Source organism: Citrobacter sp. wls717 (assembly GCF_005280955.1).
Lineage (GTDB): Bacteria > Pseudomonadota > Gammaproteobacteria > Enterobacterales > Enterobacteriaceae > Citrobacter > Citrobacter werkmanii.
This window is the reverse complement of the sequence record NZ_SZWW01000001.1, coordinates 106,016-123,333: the sequence shown is the minus strand read 5'-3', so window position 1 is coordinate 123,333 and position 17,318 is coordinate 106,016. Positions and strand designations below refer to the sequence as shown.

At 50.2% G+C, this 17,318-nt stretch carries 13 protein-coding genes, 1 tRNA gene and 1 pseudogene; 8 read left to right on the top strand and 7 right to left on the bottom strand.

Going from position 1 to position 17,318, the window contains the following annotated elements; all coding sequences use genetic code 11:
• Nucleotides 1-18: 18 nt before the first annotated feature.
• The 3 genes from FDX09_RS00585 to FDX09_RS00575 form a co-directional block, all read right to left on the bottom strand.
• Nucleotides 19-1,572 (bottom strand): PRD domain-containing protein, encoded by a 1,554-nt coding sequence (locus FDX09_RS00585; RefSeq protein ID WP_137346639.1) that lies wholly within the window; start codon nucleotides 1,570-1,572, stop codon nucleotides 19-21.
• A 321-nt stretch (nucleotides 1,573-1,893) separates the two neighbouring features.
• Nucleotides 1,894-4,212, bottom strand: a complete 2,319-nt coding sequence (gene yicI, locus FDX09_RS00580) for an alpha-xylosidase (protein ID WP_137346638.1) — start codon at nucleotides 4,210-4,212, stop codon at nucleotides 1,894-1,896.
• A gap of 10 nt (nucleotides 4,213-4,222) precedes the next feature.
• Nucleotides 4,223-5,605, bottom strand: a complete 1,383-nt coding sequence (locus FDX09_RS00575; RefSeq protein WP_038635456.1) for a glycoside-pentoside-hexuronide family transporter — start codon at nucleotides 5,603-5,605, stop codon at nucleotides 4,223-4,225.
• Nucleotides 5,606-5,895: 290 nt separating this feature from the next.
• On the opposite strand from FDX09_RS00575, the gene FDX09_RS00570 reads away from it, so the two are divergent.
• A tRNA-Sec gene (locus FDX09_RS00570) sits at nucleotides 5,896-5,990 on the top strand.
• Nucleotides 5,991-6,061: 71 nt separating this feature from the next.
• Nucleotides 6,062-6,637 (top strand): DUF6680 family protein, encoded by a 576-nt coding sequence (locus FDX09_RS00565; RefSeq protein ID WP_121529726.1) that lies wholly within the window; start codon nucleotides 6,062-6,064, stop codon nucleotides 6,635-6,637.
• A gap of 7 nt (nucleotides 6,638-6,644) precedes the next feature.
• Here the strand turns inward: FDX09_RS00565 and FDX09_RS00560 are convergent, their stop codons facing one another.
• A complete protein-coding gene (locus FDX09_RS00560) occupies nucleotides 6,645-6,836 on the bottom strand; it encodes a toxin-antitoxin system HicB family antitoxin (RefSeq protein ID WP_137346637.1) in 192 nt (63 codons plus the stop codon).
• A gap of 136 nt (nucleotides 6,837-6,972) precedes the next feature.
• Here FDX09_RS00560 and FDX09_RS00555 point away from each other — a divergent pair, with 136 nt between their 5' ends.
• Nucleotides 6,973-7,263, top strand: a complete 291-nt coding sequence (locus tag FDX09_RS00555; RefSeq protein WP_121529728.1) for a SymE family type I addiction module toxin — start codon at nucleotides 6,973-6,975, stop codon at nucleotides 7,261-7,263.
• 216 nt (nucleotides 7,264-7,479) lie between these two features.
• Here FDX09_RS00555 and misL read toward each other — a convergent pair whose 3' ends face one another.
• Both misL and FDX09_RS00545 read right to left on the bottom strand, forming a co-directional pair.
• On the bottom strand, nucleotides 7,480-10,284 hold the full coding sequence (gene misL / locus FDX09_RS00550; protein WP_137346636.1) for an intestinal colonization autotransporter adhesin MisL: 2,805 nt from the start codon (nucleotides 10,282-10,284) through the stop codon (nucleotides 7,480-7,482).
• 74 nt (nucleotides 10,285-10,358) lie between these two features.
• Nucleotides 10,359-10,976 (bottom strand): helix-turn-helix transcriptional regulator, encoded by a 618-nt coding sequence (locus tag FDX09_RS00545; RefSeq protein WP_038635555.1) that lies wholly within the window; start codon nucleotides 10,974-10,976, stop codon nucleotides 10,359-10,361.
• A gap of 577 nt (nucleotides 10,977-11,553) precedes the next feature.
• On the opposite strand from FDX09_RS00545, the gene FDX09_RS00540 reads away from it, so the two are divergent.
• The 3 genes and pseudogenes from FDX09_RS00540 (at nucleotide 11,554) to FDX09_RS00530 (ending at nucleotide 14,613) form a co-directional block, all read left to right on the top strand.
• Nucleotides 11,554-12,327 (top strand): transcriptional regulator, encoded by a 774-nt coding sequence (locus FDX09_RS00540; RefSeq protein WP_085049165.1) that lies wholly within the window; start codon nucleotides 11,554-11,556, stop codon nucleotides 12,325-12,327.
• Complete coding sequence (locus FDX09_RS00535; RefSeq protein WP_038635561.1) at nucleotides 12,324-12,788, top strand: hypothetical protein; 465 nt, start codon at nucleotides 12,324-12,326, stop codon at nucleotides 12,786-12,788. Before FDX09_RS00540 ends, FDX09_RS00535 begins: the two co-directional genes overlap by 4 nt.
• 341 nt (nucleotides 12,789-13,129) lie before the next feature.
• Nucleotides 13,130-14,613 (top strand): annotated as a pseudogene (locus tag FDX09_RS00530) (C69 family dipeptidase).
• A gap of 31 nt (nucleotides 14,614-14,644) precedes the next feature.
• On the opposite strand, the gene FDX09_RS00525 reads toward FDX09_RS00530, so the two are convergent.
• Entirely contained in the window at nucleotides 14,645-15,547 is a 903-nt protein-coding gene (locus FDX09_RS00525) for a LysR family transcriptional regulator (RefSeq protein ID WP_085049122.1), read from the bottom strand.
• Between the two features lie 104 nt (nucleotides 15,548-15,651).
• Here FDX09_RS00525 and FDX09_RS00520 point away from each other — a divergent pair, with 104 nt between their 5' ends.
• A complete protein-coding gene (locus FDX09_RS00520) occupies nucleotides 15,652-16,659 on the top strand; it encodes a zinc-binding alcohol dehydrogenase family protein (RefSeq protein ID WP_121529730.1) in 1,008 nt (335 codons plus the stop codon).
• Nucleotide 16,660: 1 nt separating this feature from the next.
• Nucleotides 16,661-16,966 (top strand): putative quinol monooxygenase, encoded by a 306-nt coding sequence (locus FDX09_RS00515; protein ID WP_042311525.1) that lies wholly within the window; start codon nucleotides 16,661-16,663, stop codon nucleotides 16,964-16,966.
• The last annotated feature ends 352 nt before the right edge of the window (nucleotides 16,967-17,318 follow it).

Sequence of the window (17,318 nt, the reverse complement as noted above, 5' to 3'; positions counted from 1 at the left end):
CCTCATGGAGTTCAGACATTAATTTTCAACGACCAGCGACGTCGCCCGATGTAATTTTTCCGTAATAACCGTTTCCGTTACCCGCTTAATATCCGCATCATTGAAAAAGGCGGTGACATAGACGACCGGCATGGCAATGGCGGGTAAATTAATGGTCGATACCACCAGCTCAATATCGTCCGTCAGTACGGAGGGCAAACTGCCAGCTGACACCACGCCGACAATTGTCCAGTCCGGAAAGGCGCGCAGAATGCGGCTCTTGAGTAAATGCGAAGTGCCAATCCCGGTTGAGCAGACTAACAACACCCGCTTACGCGCTATCTGGCGCTCCATTGCTGCCTGAAAATGGACGGTTAAGTATCCCACCTCATCTTCCGAAACGGCCCGCTCGCCCCAACCGCAAAATACCCGATTCACCGCACATTGGGTCAGACGCCAGACGTCCTGCAACTCGCCTTTGATATCCTCCAGTAGCGGATTACGAATGCGGATCTGGTAGTTCAGGCGGTTAATCAGCGGCTTAATATGGATCAGCAACCCGTCATACAGTGCAGTATCCTGGCTGAGATCGCTGTCGACCATCTCGGCGAAGATGGCAATCAGTCGATGGGTAATCAAGCGCGCTTCGTCGCTGGAGTGCATATGACCAATCACGCTCACATCATTATGTTCCTCAATCACCACGCCGGACGAGATAATGTATTGATAGATAAACCAGACCTCGTCTTCCGGCAGCGGGTGAGCGATACGTTTTTCGATATGCTGAATCATACGACTGGCAATAGAAAAAATATTCTCGTCGCATGAGGTGATGTTTTCATCTTTTCTCGGCAGCGCATTTCCGCGTGTGATGCGGTACATCATGATCAAAATATGGGTGAAGATATTGACGTAATAAGGCTCCCCCAATGACCAACACAGGTCGTTCTCCATTTCCTGCAGCAGCATCTGGACAAATAAAACGTCTTCCTCGCCGAAGTAATGCACCAACGCTTTATAGCTGCCGGGATCAAGACGCGAATACACCATGCTGCCGGGTTCATTATGGTTAATCACACCGTTAATCAGCGATGCCATCGCCTGGCGCACGCTGCTCTCACTACCTTCAATGTGCGTGCCGCTTTGACTGCGGATAAGCGATAACCCCAATGGCGTTATCCAGGATTCAATCACTTTCAGATCGTTAACAATCGATGCGCTACTAATAAAATAACGCTCAGATAATTTACTGATCGACGTTTCATGCGGCGTTTCGCTTAATAATTGCGATGCTATCTTAACGCGCCGCGAATTACTCATCATACCGTCAGTATCATCACCCTCGTTCCCTAATAACTGGTCCAGATACAAAAGGTCTGTAATATTATCGGCACTTAATATTACGCCTGCGCCAGTACGTTTATCGATGGCTATTTTCCATTCCGCTAACCATGGTTCCAGTAACCGCAGATCGCGCTGCACGGTTTTCTCTGAAACCGATAAATATTCGGCAATTTTCAGCAGCGTGACATATTCCTTCCGGGACAGGAGGAATTTTAATAATCTGTTTTGTCGCGAGGTAATCATTTGCATTATTTACCCTTATCACACACCAGATTAAATATCTAAAGAAGCGTTTATGCTCCACGTGTAATCCGTGATGATAAATATAAGAGGACTACGATGCGCCAACAATACTAAATCGTGTCCTGTATTCCGGACAGAAATAAGACAAAACGGGGAAATAGTGAGATATTTACGGCGCAGATCACAATTTTTACGGGAATTAGAGTGATAGCGCTCGCAAATATGGGTAGGTAAAATTTTAAGTCAGAATATTTTTGATTTTCAGATCTGGAACGCTGCTCGCAGCGTGGGCCGGATAAAACACATCCGGCACCACGTAGACTGAATTTACAGGGTTATCGTCAGAGTATCACCTTCAGGCGTTACCACTACGCCCTGCTCACTGCCGGCATATGAACCGCCCTTCACGCCGCTAATTTGCGGGATATTACGCAGGCACAACGTCCAGTTACGCGCTTCACCGCGACCTTGTACGGTGATGGTTTTACCCGTACGTATCGCCTTCAGCGTGAAGATAACCGACCCGTCAGCAGCCGGGACCTCACAGACCGCTTCCCTATCCTCTTGCAAATGGAACAACTGGAATGCGGTCCCTTCATGCCAGGCATAGTCCGGCTTCTGGTTATTACTGCCCAGCGCCAGCAGGGTGTTGTCGCGCACGTACACCGGCAGACTGAGGAAGTCATGCTGCTGTTTGTACCAGCGGCAGCCCTGTACTTCGTCGTTGTGCCACAGATGCGTCCAGCGGCCTTCCGGCAGATAAAACTGCACGTTACCGGCTTCGGAGAAGACTGGCGCCACCATTACCGAATCACCCAGCATATACTGGCGATCGAGATAGTCGCATGCAGGATCGTCCGGGAACTCCAGCATCATGGCGCGCAGCATCGGCGTGCCGTGTTCGTTCGCCAGCGCGGCCTGACGATACAAATACGGCATCAGGCGGCACTTCATTTCGGTGAAATAACGCACCACATCGCAGGACTCTTCATCGTACGCCCATGGCACGCGGTAGGATTTGCTGCCGTGCAGGCGGCTATGGCTGGAGAGCAGCCCGAATGCACACCAGCGCTTGTAGACGTCCGCCGGGGCGGTGTTTTCGAAGCCGCCAATGTCGTGGCTCCAGAAGCCAAAGCCGGAGAGACCAATGGATAAGCCGCCGCGCAAGCTTTCGGCCATGGATTCATAGTTGGCGTAGCAGTCCCCGCCCCAGTGCACCGGAAACTGCTGCGCGCCCACGGAGGCGGAACGGGCGAACAGCACCGCCTCTTCTTCTCCGACGGTCTCTTTCAACACGTTCCACACCAGTTCGTTGTAGATGTAGGCATAATGGTTGTGCATTTTCTGCGGGTCTGAGCCATCAAACCACTGCACATCCGTTGGAATGCGTTCACCGAAATCAGTTTTGAAGCAGTCCACGCCCATCTCCACCAGACCTTTCAGCTTGTTGGCATACCATTCGCAGGCTTGCGGGTTGGTGAAGTCATAAATTGCCAGCCCCGGCTGCCATTTATCCCACTGCCACAGGGAACCGTCCGGGCGTTTGAGCAGATAACCTTTCTCTTTCAGCTCCTTGAAAACAGGTGATTTCTGACCGATGTACGGATTGATCCATACGCAGACTTTCAGCCCTTTCGCTTTCAGGCGCTGAATCATCCCTTTCGGGTCCGGGAAGGTCACCGGGTCCCACTCGAAGTCACACCACTGGAAAGCCTTCATCCAGAAGCAGTCGAAGTGGAAAACGTGCAGCGGTAGATTGCGCTCGGACATGCCGTCGATAAAGCTGTTCACCGTCGCTTCGTCATAGTTGGTGGTAAACGAGGTGGTTAGCCACAGGCCGAACGACCAGGCGGGCGGTAGTGCTGGACGACCGGTAAAGCGGGTATAGCGATCCAGCACCGCTTTCGGCGTCGGGCCGTCGATGACGAAATATTCCAGATACTCGCTTTCGACGCTGAACTGCACTTTCGATACTTTCTCAGAGCCGATTTCAAACGATACGCACTGCGGATGGTTCACCAGCACGCCGTAGCCACGGTTGGTGATATAGAACGGGATGTTCTTGTAAGACTGCTCGGTACTGGTGCCGCCATCGCGGTTCCAGGTCTCTACCGTCTGCCCATTACGCACCAACGCGGTAAAGCGCTCGCCCAGCCCGTACACCGTTTCACCGACGCCCAGATCCAGGCGCTCGAACATGTAATTGCGTCCGCTGTTGGCGTCCTGTACATAGCCGTTGTTTTTCAACTGGCTGCCGGTAATGCGTTCACCGTTACGCAGGAAATCCAGCGACCAGAACTCGCCTTTGGTGACGCGAACGCTCAAATTACCGCTCTTCAGCTCAGCGAACTCAGCGGTGTTCTGCATCTCAACGTTTACGTCCTGCTGCACGTTCAGCGGGTAATGCGGACCGGTATCCAACGCGCCCTGGAAGTGTTCCATCCGGACACCCACCACGCCTTCCTGCGGCGAAAAAAGGCGCAGCGTGAACAACGGGGTATCGAGTTGCCAGGTCCGTTCACGTACGTCACGCGGCGCAACGTAGACCAGCATCTCATTACCTTGCTGTTCAACCTCGAACACCTGGATTGGGTTAATCACATTCAGGCCGGGCTGAATCAGCCAGTTTCCGTCGCTAATTTTCATAATCGGTTCCTTAGTTCTGTAATTCTTTCGTCGTAAAATCTTGCTGATTACGGTGCGCACCCTGCGCCAGCTGACGCATAATTTCAGTCAGATACGGTGTTTTCAGGGTGTAGAAGCGTTTGGCAATCACGGCACTCAGCAGATAGCAAATAGCCGGAATAAGGGTGAACAATGCAATGATGATGGTGATGGTGGCGCTGTTTTGCGTTTTCGCCGCGGCATCGTAGCCACCGCCTGCCAGCATCCAGCCGATCAGCGCCCCGCCAAGCGCCAGACCCAGCTTGAGCACGAACAACGTTCCCGCAAAACTGATGCCCGTCAGACGTTTGCCGTTACACCACTCGCCGTAATCAACGGTGTCGGACATCATTACCCACTGGATTGGCGTTACGAGCTGATGCAGGACGCCAATCACGAAGATAAAGACGAACATGGTGATGTTGGCATGCATCGGCACGAAGAACATCGCCACGCTGATGACGGCCAGCAGGGCATTCGTCCACCAGAAGACGCTGACTTTGCATTTCCAGTCAGTCAGCGGTTTTGCCAGCGCAGAGCCAATCAGATTGCCGACGCAATAGGTGGTAAGGAAAGCGACAAATACTTCCGGTGTGCCCAAAATCCAGGTGACGTAATACATCATCGCACCGCCGCGAATGCAGACCGCCATAATGTTGAGGATGGTGAGCAAGCCGACAATGCGCCACTGGTCGTTCTGCCAGATATCACGCAGGTCTTCACGCATTGAATTGTTGGTTGGCGGCGCTTCAACACGTTCTTTGGTGGTGAAAAAGCAAAATGCGAGCATCAGGAACGCCACAACCGAGAGCACTGCGATTCCCCCCTGGAAGCCCAGCGCCTTGTTTTCACCGCCAATCAGCTTTACCAGCGGCATCATCAGGACGGTGGAGAGCATGCCGCCCGCAGTTGCCAGCACAAAGCGCCACGATTGCAGGGAGATGCGCTGCGTCGGGTCATTGGTGATCACGCCGCCCAGCGCGCAATAAGGGATATTGACCACGGTATAAAGCAGGGTTAGCAGCGTGTAGGTGATGACGGCATAAATCATTTTGCCGTGCAGGCTGAAGTCCGGCGTGCTGTAGGCAAGCACACAAACCAGACCAAACGGCAGCGCGCCAAACAGCACCCACGGACGAAATTTCCCCCAGCGTGAACGGGTTCGGTCAGCAAGCAGCCCCATGCAGGGGTCTGAGATGGCATCCAACGCGCGGGCCAGTAAGAACATGGTGCCGACAAATCCGGCGGGGATACCAAAGATATCGGTATAAAAGAACATCATGTATAACATGACATTATCGAAGATGATGTGGCTGGCGGCATCGCCCATGCCGTAGCCAATCTTCTCCTTAACAGACAGAATCTCACTTTTCATTACGCATCCTTGTTTGCACTTTCACACGCACTGGTACCGGTTACAGTTCTTGTAAACCATCCCTGTGAGCACGGGTATTGCGATATCTCGTTATCAAATTACGATTCTTGTTTTCTGTGATCAGGGTAGCGTCTAAAAATGTGTCCAAGTGTAAGTAATGGATTTTGCGAGGATTTATTTGAAACGGGTCATGGTATGGAGAAACGGAAGTTAAAAAAGTGAGTGAGGGGGTGTGGAAACCCGAGGAAGTAGCTATAATGCGCCCCGCCTCCATGTAGCAATCGAGGCGCGGAAGATCGTCATCTCCGGTGAGGTGGCTGGACTTCAAATCCAGTTGGGGACGCCAGCGTTCCCGGGCAGGTTCGACTCCTGTGATCTTCCGCCAAAATTCTCATATCATCCTCAAAGATTTTATTTCGTTTCAATTGTCATAACCTTCAGAATTAAGGAAAAGACATGAGTTGGGCACTAGCTATCGCTACTATTTTTGCTACGCTTTTAAGTCCTTTGCTCGCAGTCAGAGTACAAAAGCTTATCGAAAAACATTCAGAAAAGAGAAACATAAAAGTTAATATATTTACCGAACTAATGGCAACAAGATCGACCGCAGCTCGCCTTTCTAATGAGCACGTTAGAGCACTGAATATGATCGACTTAGCATTCTATGGTGATATAAAAGGAAGTATAAGCAAAAGGACAAAATCCGAAAAAAAAGTCCTTGATGCCTGGAAAGAATATTTCACTCATTTATGCACACACTGTCCAGAAAGTGAGAGTGGTAACACGATGTGGAATCAGACTAGCGATAGATTATTTGTGAATTTACTTTCTGCTATGGCTGAAGATATAGGCTACGATTTTGATCGAGTTCATTTGCAGAATGCTATTTATATACCAGTTGCTCACGGACAAATGAATTTAGAAAATCAAAAAATTCGCAAAGGCCTAGCTTCAATTTTCTCTGGTGAAACAGCATTAAAAATGGATGTAGTTTCTTTTCCCGAATCTTCTGACACTCAAAATTCTCAATAGAACTAACCTACATTTCTGGCTCAATACCTAATTTACGTAATTCCTTTCTCCCCAAGGTTTTGAGCCAATTCCCCAAACTCATCCCCTCAGCTTTTGCAGCAGCCTCGAACTGCGCCTTTAACTCAGGCGTGATACGAATCTGGAAAGTCGGCGCTTTTCCGGATTTAGACTGATTTGGGTCGCGTTTAGTCGTTGACATGTACGTACCTACAAGAGCAATATATCACCAATCAGGTACGTACCTTTTTCTCTGCCGACCTGACTTATAAACGCCCTCGCCCGGTATTCGCAGTACCCGACGAGAGCTAACCTCACCAACTATCAAGGAGTTGATTATGGCTGATTCGCATTCTACCCCAGACACCGACCAATCCGGAACCGAGCGTTCGGTAATTGTGGGATATCGCCCGAATGTTTTCGACAAATCCACGCCAAAAATTATTCTTTCCGGCAAGTGGCTACGCGACGCGGGGTTTGATACCGGCCAACAGATTACCGTAAAAGTGATGAATGGCTGTATCGTCCTGATGGTCTATGGCGAGCAGGAACAACGGTTGCAGGATGAACTGAAAGAGGCCAGTCAGAAGCTGAACAGAATCGAGAGCACACTGGCGACTCTCCAGTGAAATACGGCTGAACCTGCAAGCGGTACTTACAGGTTCAATTGGTGCCGGATGGCGCTTGCACTTATCCGGCCTACGGGCTGCATGCAACAAGTGACAACATTGCGGCTTTTTATTGCAGTTGTTCGGTTTTACCGAACAACTGCAATAACCATCATATTTCATACGTAATAAAGCCGCCGATCGGTTAATCAGCGGCTTTTCCATTACTCACTTACATCAGAAATTATATTTCACGCCAAGCATACCGCGGGTATCGCTGTAGCCTTTGTCGCCAACCTGTTGGGCCACGTTGCTCCATACGTTGAGGCGCGGAGTGATTTGACCTTCAACACCCACTTTCAGCTCGCCGATGTTCTTCGTGCCGCGCATGTCGTTTCTCACATCGTCCATCTTCACGCTGGCAGTCTGCGTGTTATGGATCCAGTTGGCTTCGACAAACGGCTGGAACTCGCGAGATTTACCGTCATCGATGGCGTTATGGCCGTTGATAAAGGCTTTCACGCCCAGACGAGTCATCAGGTTGCCATCGGTGTCATCCTTCACGCGGGTCCCGTTCGCTTCGCGATGGCTGTCGGCCTGAACGTCCATCCACACCACCTGCGCTTTCGGTTGCAGCCAGTAGCTATTGCGCTCGCTTTCGCCCAGTTTAAAGCTGTAACCGGCTTCGACCGAGGCGGTGATACCGCTGGATTTATATTTCTCTGTCGCCTGCTCCTGACCCATCACTTTGTTATCAAACCAGTTGTACAGCGCCCAGGTATCTACATAGGTGCCGGTCTTGTCTGCGTCATTGGCATACCAGGTGCCGTACAGCCCCACGCTGTAACCGGTGACCTGACCACGAGAGTGGTAGCCGGTCAGGCTGGACTGCGTGCGGTTCTGGCTGTTGGCATAACCTGCCATCGCGCCAATATGCCAGCGGTCGAGGCCATCGCTACTCCATTGCGCCAGATCGCCGCCTAACTGTAAGACGTAGCTGTTGCTTTGGGTTTTCAACTGCCCGCTACCGTCTTTGAAGCGGGTATGCGCGCCAACGTTACGCATCCACAGACTGGTCACTTTTTTCTCGCCCGTCAGCATGTCGACGTACTGCGTTTCACCCAGACGATCGTGCAGTCGGGTCATGAACAGTGTGTTAGCGGCATAGTTGTTCGCCAGATAACTGCCGGCTTCCGGACGATACTGTTGCTCCGTGACCGGCGGAACATGGGGCTCTTCCGGCTCAGGAATAACCGGGTCCACAGGATCGATCGGGTCCGGGTCGACCGGATCAGGGATAATCGGATCAACCGGGTCCGGGTCTACGGGATCAGGGTCAACAGGGTCCACCGGATCGGGCGGAGCAGGAATGAAGCTGGTCAGATACCAGTTGCTGCCCTTCTGCACTACGTTATAGTCGTACGCCCCGGCGACAATACGGCTCGCTTTCTCAAATGTGCCGTCAGAGTTGCCAGCAACCTCGATTATCTCAATGCCTTCAACGGTCTGCGCCCCAGTACCGCCAATGTTGTTCACCGCCACAAAGGCATTACCCGTCGTGTTGCCGAGCACTGTCAACTTATTGGTTTCGGAGGCATCGTCATTCAGAACGGTATTGAAAACCAGTTTGCCGCCATTCCCGGTAAAATCTTCATTGATAGTTAGCGTCTGCCACGGTTCGCCGTCAGCATGGCCAAAGTTAACCACTGCCCCACTGTTCAGCGTCAGGTCGGTCAGCGTTGAGCTGTTGGTCATATTCCAGGTCGCATCGCTCATTTGCAGCGAGATGACCCCCGTCCCGGCGGTCGCGCTGGTGATATAAGACGCCCCGCTCCATAGCGAGTTGTCGGTCATGTTGAGCTTAATCGTACTGTTTTGCTGGGGCAGGCTGCTGGTCGCGTTTGTCCCTCCGGCAGCATGAAGATCTCCGTCGATAAGGAAGCGTCCACCGGCGGATCCGTCTACGGTGCCGCCCGTTTCGGTGCTGATGGCATAGCTTTCAGTACTGTGGTCGCCCACCATAGTAATCGCGGCGCCGCCGGCCAGGTTTATCGCCCCGCGTGAAATCGCAAACAGGCCGCGTGGCGCTTTGCTGTATGAAGCCGCTTTTCCAGAACTGTTCACGCTAATGGTCGCGTTGTCGCCCAGGTTCACGGTCGCGTTGGTGGAATAGACAGCATGCGCACTCGCGCCGTTAACCGTAATAGTGGCGTTATTACCCAGTTCCGTTTTAGAAGATGTGGCAGCATAAATGCCCGTTGAGGAGGCGCCAGACGTCTCGATGGTAGCGTCATTGCCAAGCAGGATTGAGGAACCGCTCTGCCCGGAGCGAAGACCTTCAGAGCCGTCGCCGGTCGTCACAATATGCGCACGATCGCCAACGACAATCGTATTTTTGGCAAGCGTCGCATCTCGCATGGCATTGGCGGTGATACCACGCCCCTGGTTACCCGTCGTTTTGATGTACAGATCATCACCGACGTAGATATTAGCCGAGCCTATCCAGCCCTGGCCTATTGCGTTATAACCGGCGTTAATACCGTCACCATCCTGACCGTCTACATAAATACTGGTGCGATCCCCGGTGATGATAAAGACCGGGTTATCCGGCGTATTGGCCCCATGCGTGCGGATACCGTCAACATCTTTACCATTATTGGCGGCATTCTTTGACTGGGTGCGGATCGTCAGGTCGTCACCAAAAATAACGCCCGGACTACCCGTCGCGCTGTTCTGAATAACAGTAACAGAGTGCTCAAAAGCTTCAGCACCGGGTCCATTTAACGTTAATCCATTACCATAAACAGGAATGGTGCCCGCACTCCACTGATAAACATAATTTGGCATGGCGCTGGTTTTAGCGAAATTGGCATTGGCCTGCGCAGGGATTATTGCCTGCAATTCCGGGGGCAGACTGCTAACCAGACCGCTGGAAGGAAGACTATCAACATCAACCCAGGCTGCATGGGCTGAAAATACCATAGACGTTAATGCGGCTGAAACCGCGATGGCAATACGAGAGTAAGATTTGGGATTTGGCATATTAGCCTCCTGCTATCAGGCGTAGAGCGTCCACCACATCGCAAGGATGTGAAATAATAAAAATCAGAAATGCGTTATAAAATATTCGATAGTATTTGATGAATACTATGGCCCAACTTATCTTCAAGCCGGAGCTTATAGACGTATATTTTCTTAATATCAATATTATCTATTTGGGTAATTTGCTGAATACTTTTTCCTGAGACAAATCGCTTCAGTAATATCATTTCTGTATAGTTGAGTGTGCGCCCACGTTTACTGTTAGCGAGATGACCCGTAAATAATCGTCTCATCTTCTGATGCTGTACGTCATCATCATCATCAGAATATATAATGCCTTGTATTTTATTGCTTTTCGACAGCCAGTAGTTGGCTAACGGCGCCAGGTTCCGGTCCGCAATCAAGACAATATGCATACCGCTATACGCCAGACGATCAACCCATTTCGGGTCAGCGAACAGGCGCAGGTTGGGGAAGGAGAAATCCACAAAAATAAACCCGCGGGATAAATGGTTTTGATTATTAAGCAAAAGTTTTTCAATAACGCCTCGTTGTAGAAAACCGTTTCCCTCAGGCCAGATCGCAAAAGCGGCACGGTGACAGTAGCTGGCGCGTACCGCAGTATCCGGAAATAATTGACAGGATAATTCACAGCTTATGCAACGAATACTCTGTGATGGGGATCTGTTCATAAAAAATGACTCCTGTTATTTTTCCATAAATATTTCATCGGTAAATAAATGTGTCAATCCGACACGTATGACATTCCTTGTCAGTTAATAACAGCAACCCTAAAAAAATGTAATAAACTCTTGATGCGCTAATATGTACGTACGGTAAGCAATGCCATACCGCTAAGTTTTTTTGTGTTTTATCTCAGAATAACAATCTGGGCATTAGGAATTTTATGCATAAATTAAAACCCTAGGATAAATCTTAAAAAAGCACTACTTGCTAAAAAATAACCGCTGTAAAGGTTACTCGTTAATTACACAATTCAGATAACTCAATCACCCTTGTTGCTCTGTGGATAAATATAATGATAACCCAGATAAAACTGTAATGAATTCTCATTATTTAACATTAGCTAATTCCCACCTAAGAAATTAAGTTAATAACATATTGTATTTGAAGGATTTTTACCCCCTAAGTGAAATTCTTATCTTAGATCATGTACAAAGAGTGAGGCGTCTTATCGATTTGGATGTAAAATTTAAGGGGTGTACAAGGACACGCTGTGATACGTTTTGGTTACTGAGGGCTGGGCAATTGTATCTTATCAATCAGTTGGTCGAATTTAATCCGGATAGCAAAAGTCTGGTCAATCGTCAGACCGGGCGCACAATACAACTCCAGCTCCCAGCTTCGCTCTGTTTTCTCTATTTAATTACTCACGCAAGTGACATTGTTTCCCAGAACACGTTGATGATAGTGGGTTGGGGAGAGAGAAATAATGTCACCAGCACCAACACGTTCTACCAGGCAATTCTGACGTTACGTAATGCGCTGGCGGAAGTGGGACTACCGCGTGATACGGTGAAAACTATTTCCCGGCGAGGGCTGAGATTGAATGAAAACACTCAGGTAGAAGTGATAACGGATCCTCAGAGTGACGTTTCCCAGTCACCGGTTATTGAGGAGCGCGCGCCTGCAAAGGTAATTCTTACCGCACCACAACAAACGACGCAGATCTCCTGGTGGAACATTTTATTTAGCGTTAGTGTTGTTATTGCCACTCTGGTTATCTGGCTGGTGTGGTATCAGACTCGCCCGGTTATGCCATTTAGTAAGTTTGTCTCTGTTTCCATGCAGATCCCTTCGCGGCAAAACTGCAAAATTTATTACTCTCCGAATGAGTACGACCAGCATGGCTATTTCAGTCTGATGCAACTTCATCCTTTTCTCTGTGAAAACAACAAACACGTGTTTCTATCCGGCTACCTCAAAGCAGAAAGGATGGTGGCATTTGTATGCGATAAAGATGCGCGGATTGATGCCCACGCATTTTGTACTACCCATTATTACTGGATGCGCGGGCAATGAAAAAAACACGCCACATAATCTTGCTCACTATTGGCCTGGCTACCTTGCTCGGTTCAGGCAGTTGGCTATGGTATTCGCGCTATGCCGAAAAGCCGCTGAATTGCGTTGGGAACGTTGAATGGAATATTGGCAGCAACCGCTTTGCCGGTACGGTTTCATTTCGGATGTACAACCAGGAAGGTTTATCAACAATTACCGGTAAACTGTATGGGCGTAATACCTCAGACATCAGCAGGAACATCTATTTCAGCTACACCCAACAGCGTGATGCGCGGGTGTTACAGGCCATGCAAGTCGTCAAAACCTTCGCCGACACGGCCGATGAAGCGGATATCAACAATACGTTGCCCGGGTTTTATCGGCAGACCGGACGCAGCCTGAGCCTGGTCATGGAGGAGTATAAGGGCGCATGGATTTTCGCCAGTTCCAATGTTCCCTCGCTGTATTGCCGCAAAAGGTAACGTCATATCCGGAAACAAAAAGCACGGTGCTGCCACAGGATTCACTTTTGTCATCATTAACTTACGCGACACAGGTCACTGAATCCACTAATAAGCCATTCTATTCTTCACCGCGAATCAGGAAACATCCTGAATATCAGGATATTCGTTGCGTAATAATTAAGCGAAATGGACGTTTTATTTTGTCCAGAAGACTTCAACCTACGCATGAATATTTGGAGAAGACGTGGGCAGGGGCGTTTATCTCTCTCGCGAGACATGTCTGAGCATTCAGACGTTTTCGCATTTCAGGAAACGGTATGTTTCCGGTGTATTTTTGGCGTACATATGAGGGATACGTAATGTTTACTTTTAAAAAGTGCCTGATTGCACTTTCAATAAATTTGGCGGTTGTTTCATCAGGTTTTGCTTGTACGACCCTGCTGGTCGGCAATGAAGCATCAGCGGACGGCTCCATGTTGGTCGCCCGTAGCGCAGACAGCGATGCCCTGAAAGCACAGCATTTTGTCATTCATCCGGCAAAACAGAATCAGACCGGGGTATACAGCACCAAAGCACATAATGGCGCGAATGATTTTACCTGGCCACTGCCGAAAAACTCTCTGCGTTATACCACCGTCCCAAACTGGAAAACTCAACTGCACGGCGCGACCGGATTTAACGAACTGGACGTCGGTGTGAGTGGAACAGAATCTATTTTTGCTTCACCAAAAGCGCTGGCCGCCGACCCGTACGTTGAGGATAAAGGGATCACTGAAGACGATATCCCGGATATTCTGCTGTCGCAGAGCAAAACCGCACGTGACGCCGTTGCGCTGCTGGGACATATTGTTGAAACCGTCGGTGCGGGCGTGCCGTCGTCGACGATAACGAGATCTGGTACCTGGAAACCGGCAGCGGCCACCAGTGGATGGCGCAGCGCCTGCCCAATAACCAATATTTCGCCACCGGTAATCAGGGCCGCCTACAGGATTACGATCCTAAAAACCCGGATATGATGGCGTCAAAAAATCTGATTCAGTTCGCAACGGAAAAAGGTCTGTACGAACCGGCGAAAGATGGCAAATTCAACTTCTCTAAAGCCTATACCCGTGATGACGAGCGTGACCGTACGTATAACGATCCTCGCGTATGGGCCATCCAGAAAACGTTCAATCCTTCCGCAAATCAGGATATGGCCAAAGGACGTGAATTCCCGGTCTTCATGAAGCCAGAGAAGAAAATGACGCTGGACGATGTAAAAGCCGTGCTGCGTAGCCACTATGAAGGCACCAGTCATGACCCGTACACCAACGGCCTGAACGGTAAAGAGCCGTGGCGTCCGGTCAGCGTCTTCCGCACCTATGAAGCGCACGTTATGCAGGTACGTCCGTGGTTGCCAAAAGAGATCGGTGAAACAACCTACATTGGTCTGGGTATGGCCGATCTCACCGCCTTTGTTCCGTACTACAGCGGCCTGAAAGCATATCCGGCCAACTATACAATGGGTACAGATAAGGCTGACGATCAATCCATCTACTGGAAATATCGTAAATTGCAGACGCTGACGATGACCGATTATCCGAAGCTCGCGCCAATCGTCAAAAAGGCCTACAAAGCGTGGGAAGATAAAGTGGCGAAGGAGCAAAAAGAGGTCGAAGCAGAATATCTGAAGATGGCGAAAACCAATAAACCTGCCGCAGATAAAATGCTGAATGACTTCAACCTGCGCATAATGGCTGATGCAGAGAAGTTAACGGAAGATCTCACTAATCAGTTGTTTACCATCCGCACCAAAGACATTCAGTCTGATATTTTCTTTGCTAACGCAGCGAAAAAAGACTAAGCCACAGTAATGTACTGGCGCAAAGCGTATCTTAGCTCTGCGCCAGCATTTCACATCGCGCCTTCACGGCGTCATGCAGCAAGCGTACCGCCGTTGAAAGCTGCTTACGATGCGGACAAATCATATTCAGCGGGACTTTCTCTCCCTGATAATCCGTCATCAGCAGCTGCAATCGCCCTTCGCGTACATCCTCGCTAACATCCAGCCACGACTTGTAGGCAATCCCCTCACCCGCAATCGCCAGCCGTCGGATCACTTCGGCATCATCGCTCATAATCGTGCCGTTGACCTGCACACTGCTGACCTCGCCGTCGTGCGTAAAAGTCCAGCGGTCGTGCAGGCGTCCACGTAAGACAAAGGTCATGGCGTTCAGCTGCACTAAATCTTCCGGGGTTTTCGGCGCACCGTTTTGTAAAACCCAATCCGGGGACGCCACCAGCACGCGTCGGTTACCCGGCGCAACGGGCAGCGCAATATATGACGCATCTTCGGTATTGCCATAACGAAATGCGACGTCGACAGGATCTTTAAAGACATCCGTCACCTGATCGGAGAAAAAGATCCGCAAACGCAGCGCAGGATAGCGGCGTCGAAAAGATTGAAAGACCGGCAGCAGCAAATTCCGCCCAAGATCGGAAGGAACGGCGATTTGCAGCGTGCCAGAAACTTCATCTTCCGGGGTCTGAATTTTTTGCAGCCCGGCATGCATCACGTCCAGCATCTGGCGGGCATAGGGCAACCAAATCTCGCCTTCCGGCGTCAGGCGCAGGCTGCGCGTGGAGCGAGCGAACAGGCGGATAGTCAACGTAGACTCCAGGCGCTTGATAGCAGAACTGACCTGAGCAGGCTGAACGCCGGCTTCGCGTGCCGCATCGCTAAAACTATTCAGCGCCGCGGCGCGGACAAACAACGTGAGATCTTCAAGCCGGAACATTTTCACTCCCCGAGTATAAGTCCTGTCGCCGTAGGGCTATTTTTCCCGTTCTGCTGCCGGTTTACCATCGAATTATTCAACTGATTCCTGTGACCGGAGAGACTATGAAAGCCATCGCCATTACCCGCGCCGCGACCGACGGCAATAACATTGAATTTTTACAAGAGATTGACCTGCCCATGCCAGTTGCCACAGGACATGACCTGCTGGTTGAAGTAAAGGCCATTTCCGTCAACCCCGTTGATACCAAGGTCCGCGAAGGTTTTAACGCTGATGTGCCGCGCGTACTGGGCTGGGATGCCGTTGGTGTGGTGAAGTCCGTGGGCGAAGCCGTTACTTTGTTCTCGCCTGGCGATGAAGTCTGGTACGCCGGGGCCCTGGGACGTGCGGGCAGTAACAGCGAATTTCAGTTAGTTGATGAACGAATCACCGCGCTGAAACCGCGATCGCTGGATAACGCCTCTGCGGCAGCGCTACCGCTGACCGCAATCACCGCCTGGGAAATGCTTTTCGACCGCCTGGGCATTGAGGAAAACGGCAACGAAGGCGATGTGTTACTGATTGTCGGCGCGGCTGGCGGCGTGGGTTCTATTCTGACGCAACTGGCCAGTAAGCTGACCAAAATGACCGTCATCGGCACCGCATCACGTGCGGAAAGCCAGAAATGGGTACGTGAAGCGGGCGCTCATCATGTGATTGACCACAGCAAGCCGTTGACGGAAGAGCTGGCACGGATAGGTATTAAAGAGGTGACACACGTTGCCAGCCTGAACAATACCGAACAGCACTACCAACAAATTATTGCTGCCCTGGCTCCACAGGGGAAACTGGCGCTGATTGACGATCCGCAAACCCTTGATGCGCGTCCGCTGAAAGCCAAAAGCATTTCGCTGCACTGGGAGTTTATGTTTACCCGTTCGATGTTTACCACCCACGACATCATTGCCCAGCATCAGCTATTGACCCGCGTGGCCCAGTTGATCGACGACCACACCATCCATACCACGCTGGGTGAACATTTTGGCGCGATCACGGCGGCGAATCTGCAAAAAGCGCATGCGCAAATTGAAACGGGTCGCTCGGTCGGCAAGATTGTGCTGGAGGGGTTTTAACATGTCTGATGCAGAAGTGATTTCAATTATTGCCGTACTGAAAGCCAAACCAGGGAAAATCGATGCACTGAAACAGGCGCTACAAGCTCTCTTACTGCCCACGCGCCGGGAGGAGGGCAATATTGAGTATGCGTTGTTCCAGTTACGCGACACGCCAGATGTATTTTATGTGCGCGAATCCTGGCGCGGTCAGGCTGGCCTGGACGAACATATCGCCCTGCCGCATTTCCAGTCGTTTGTATTGCAAATGAACGATCTACTGGCCGAGCCGCTACGACTGGATTATCTGACGCCTATAGAGCCGTAATATTAATACCGTGCTTCTCTGCTGTTCGGGGGAGCACAATAAATATCAACTTGAGAATTTACTTAACTCAATAATAACTTAGAAAATAAAATAGACATGATCATTATCCTCTGGAAAACCGTGGCATTAGTCACAAAATTGATATTGAAGATATATCGTTAATATTCATTTTATTTCACAATAATAATAACCATATAAAAATAAATCAGTCAGAAACACCCGCCGAATCTCCATCCTCTTACTTCCAGTACACACCATAAAATAATGTGAATGCAGAAATATAATTTCATAATAACAAGTATTGTTATTTTAATGGGGCAGGAGGAAATTAATTCACTAAGGCAATTCTGAT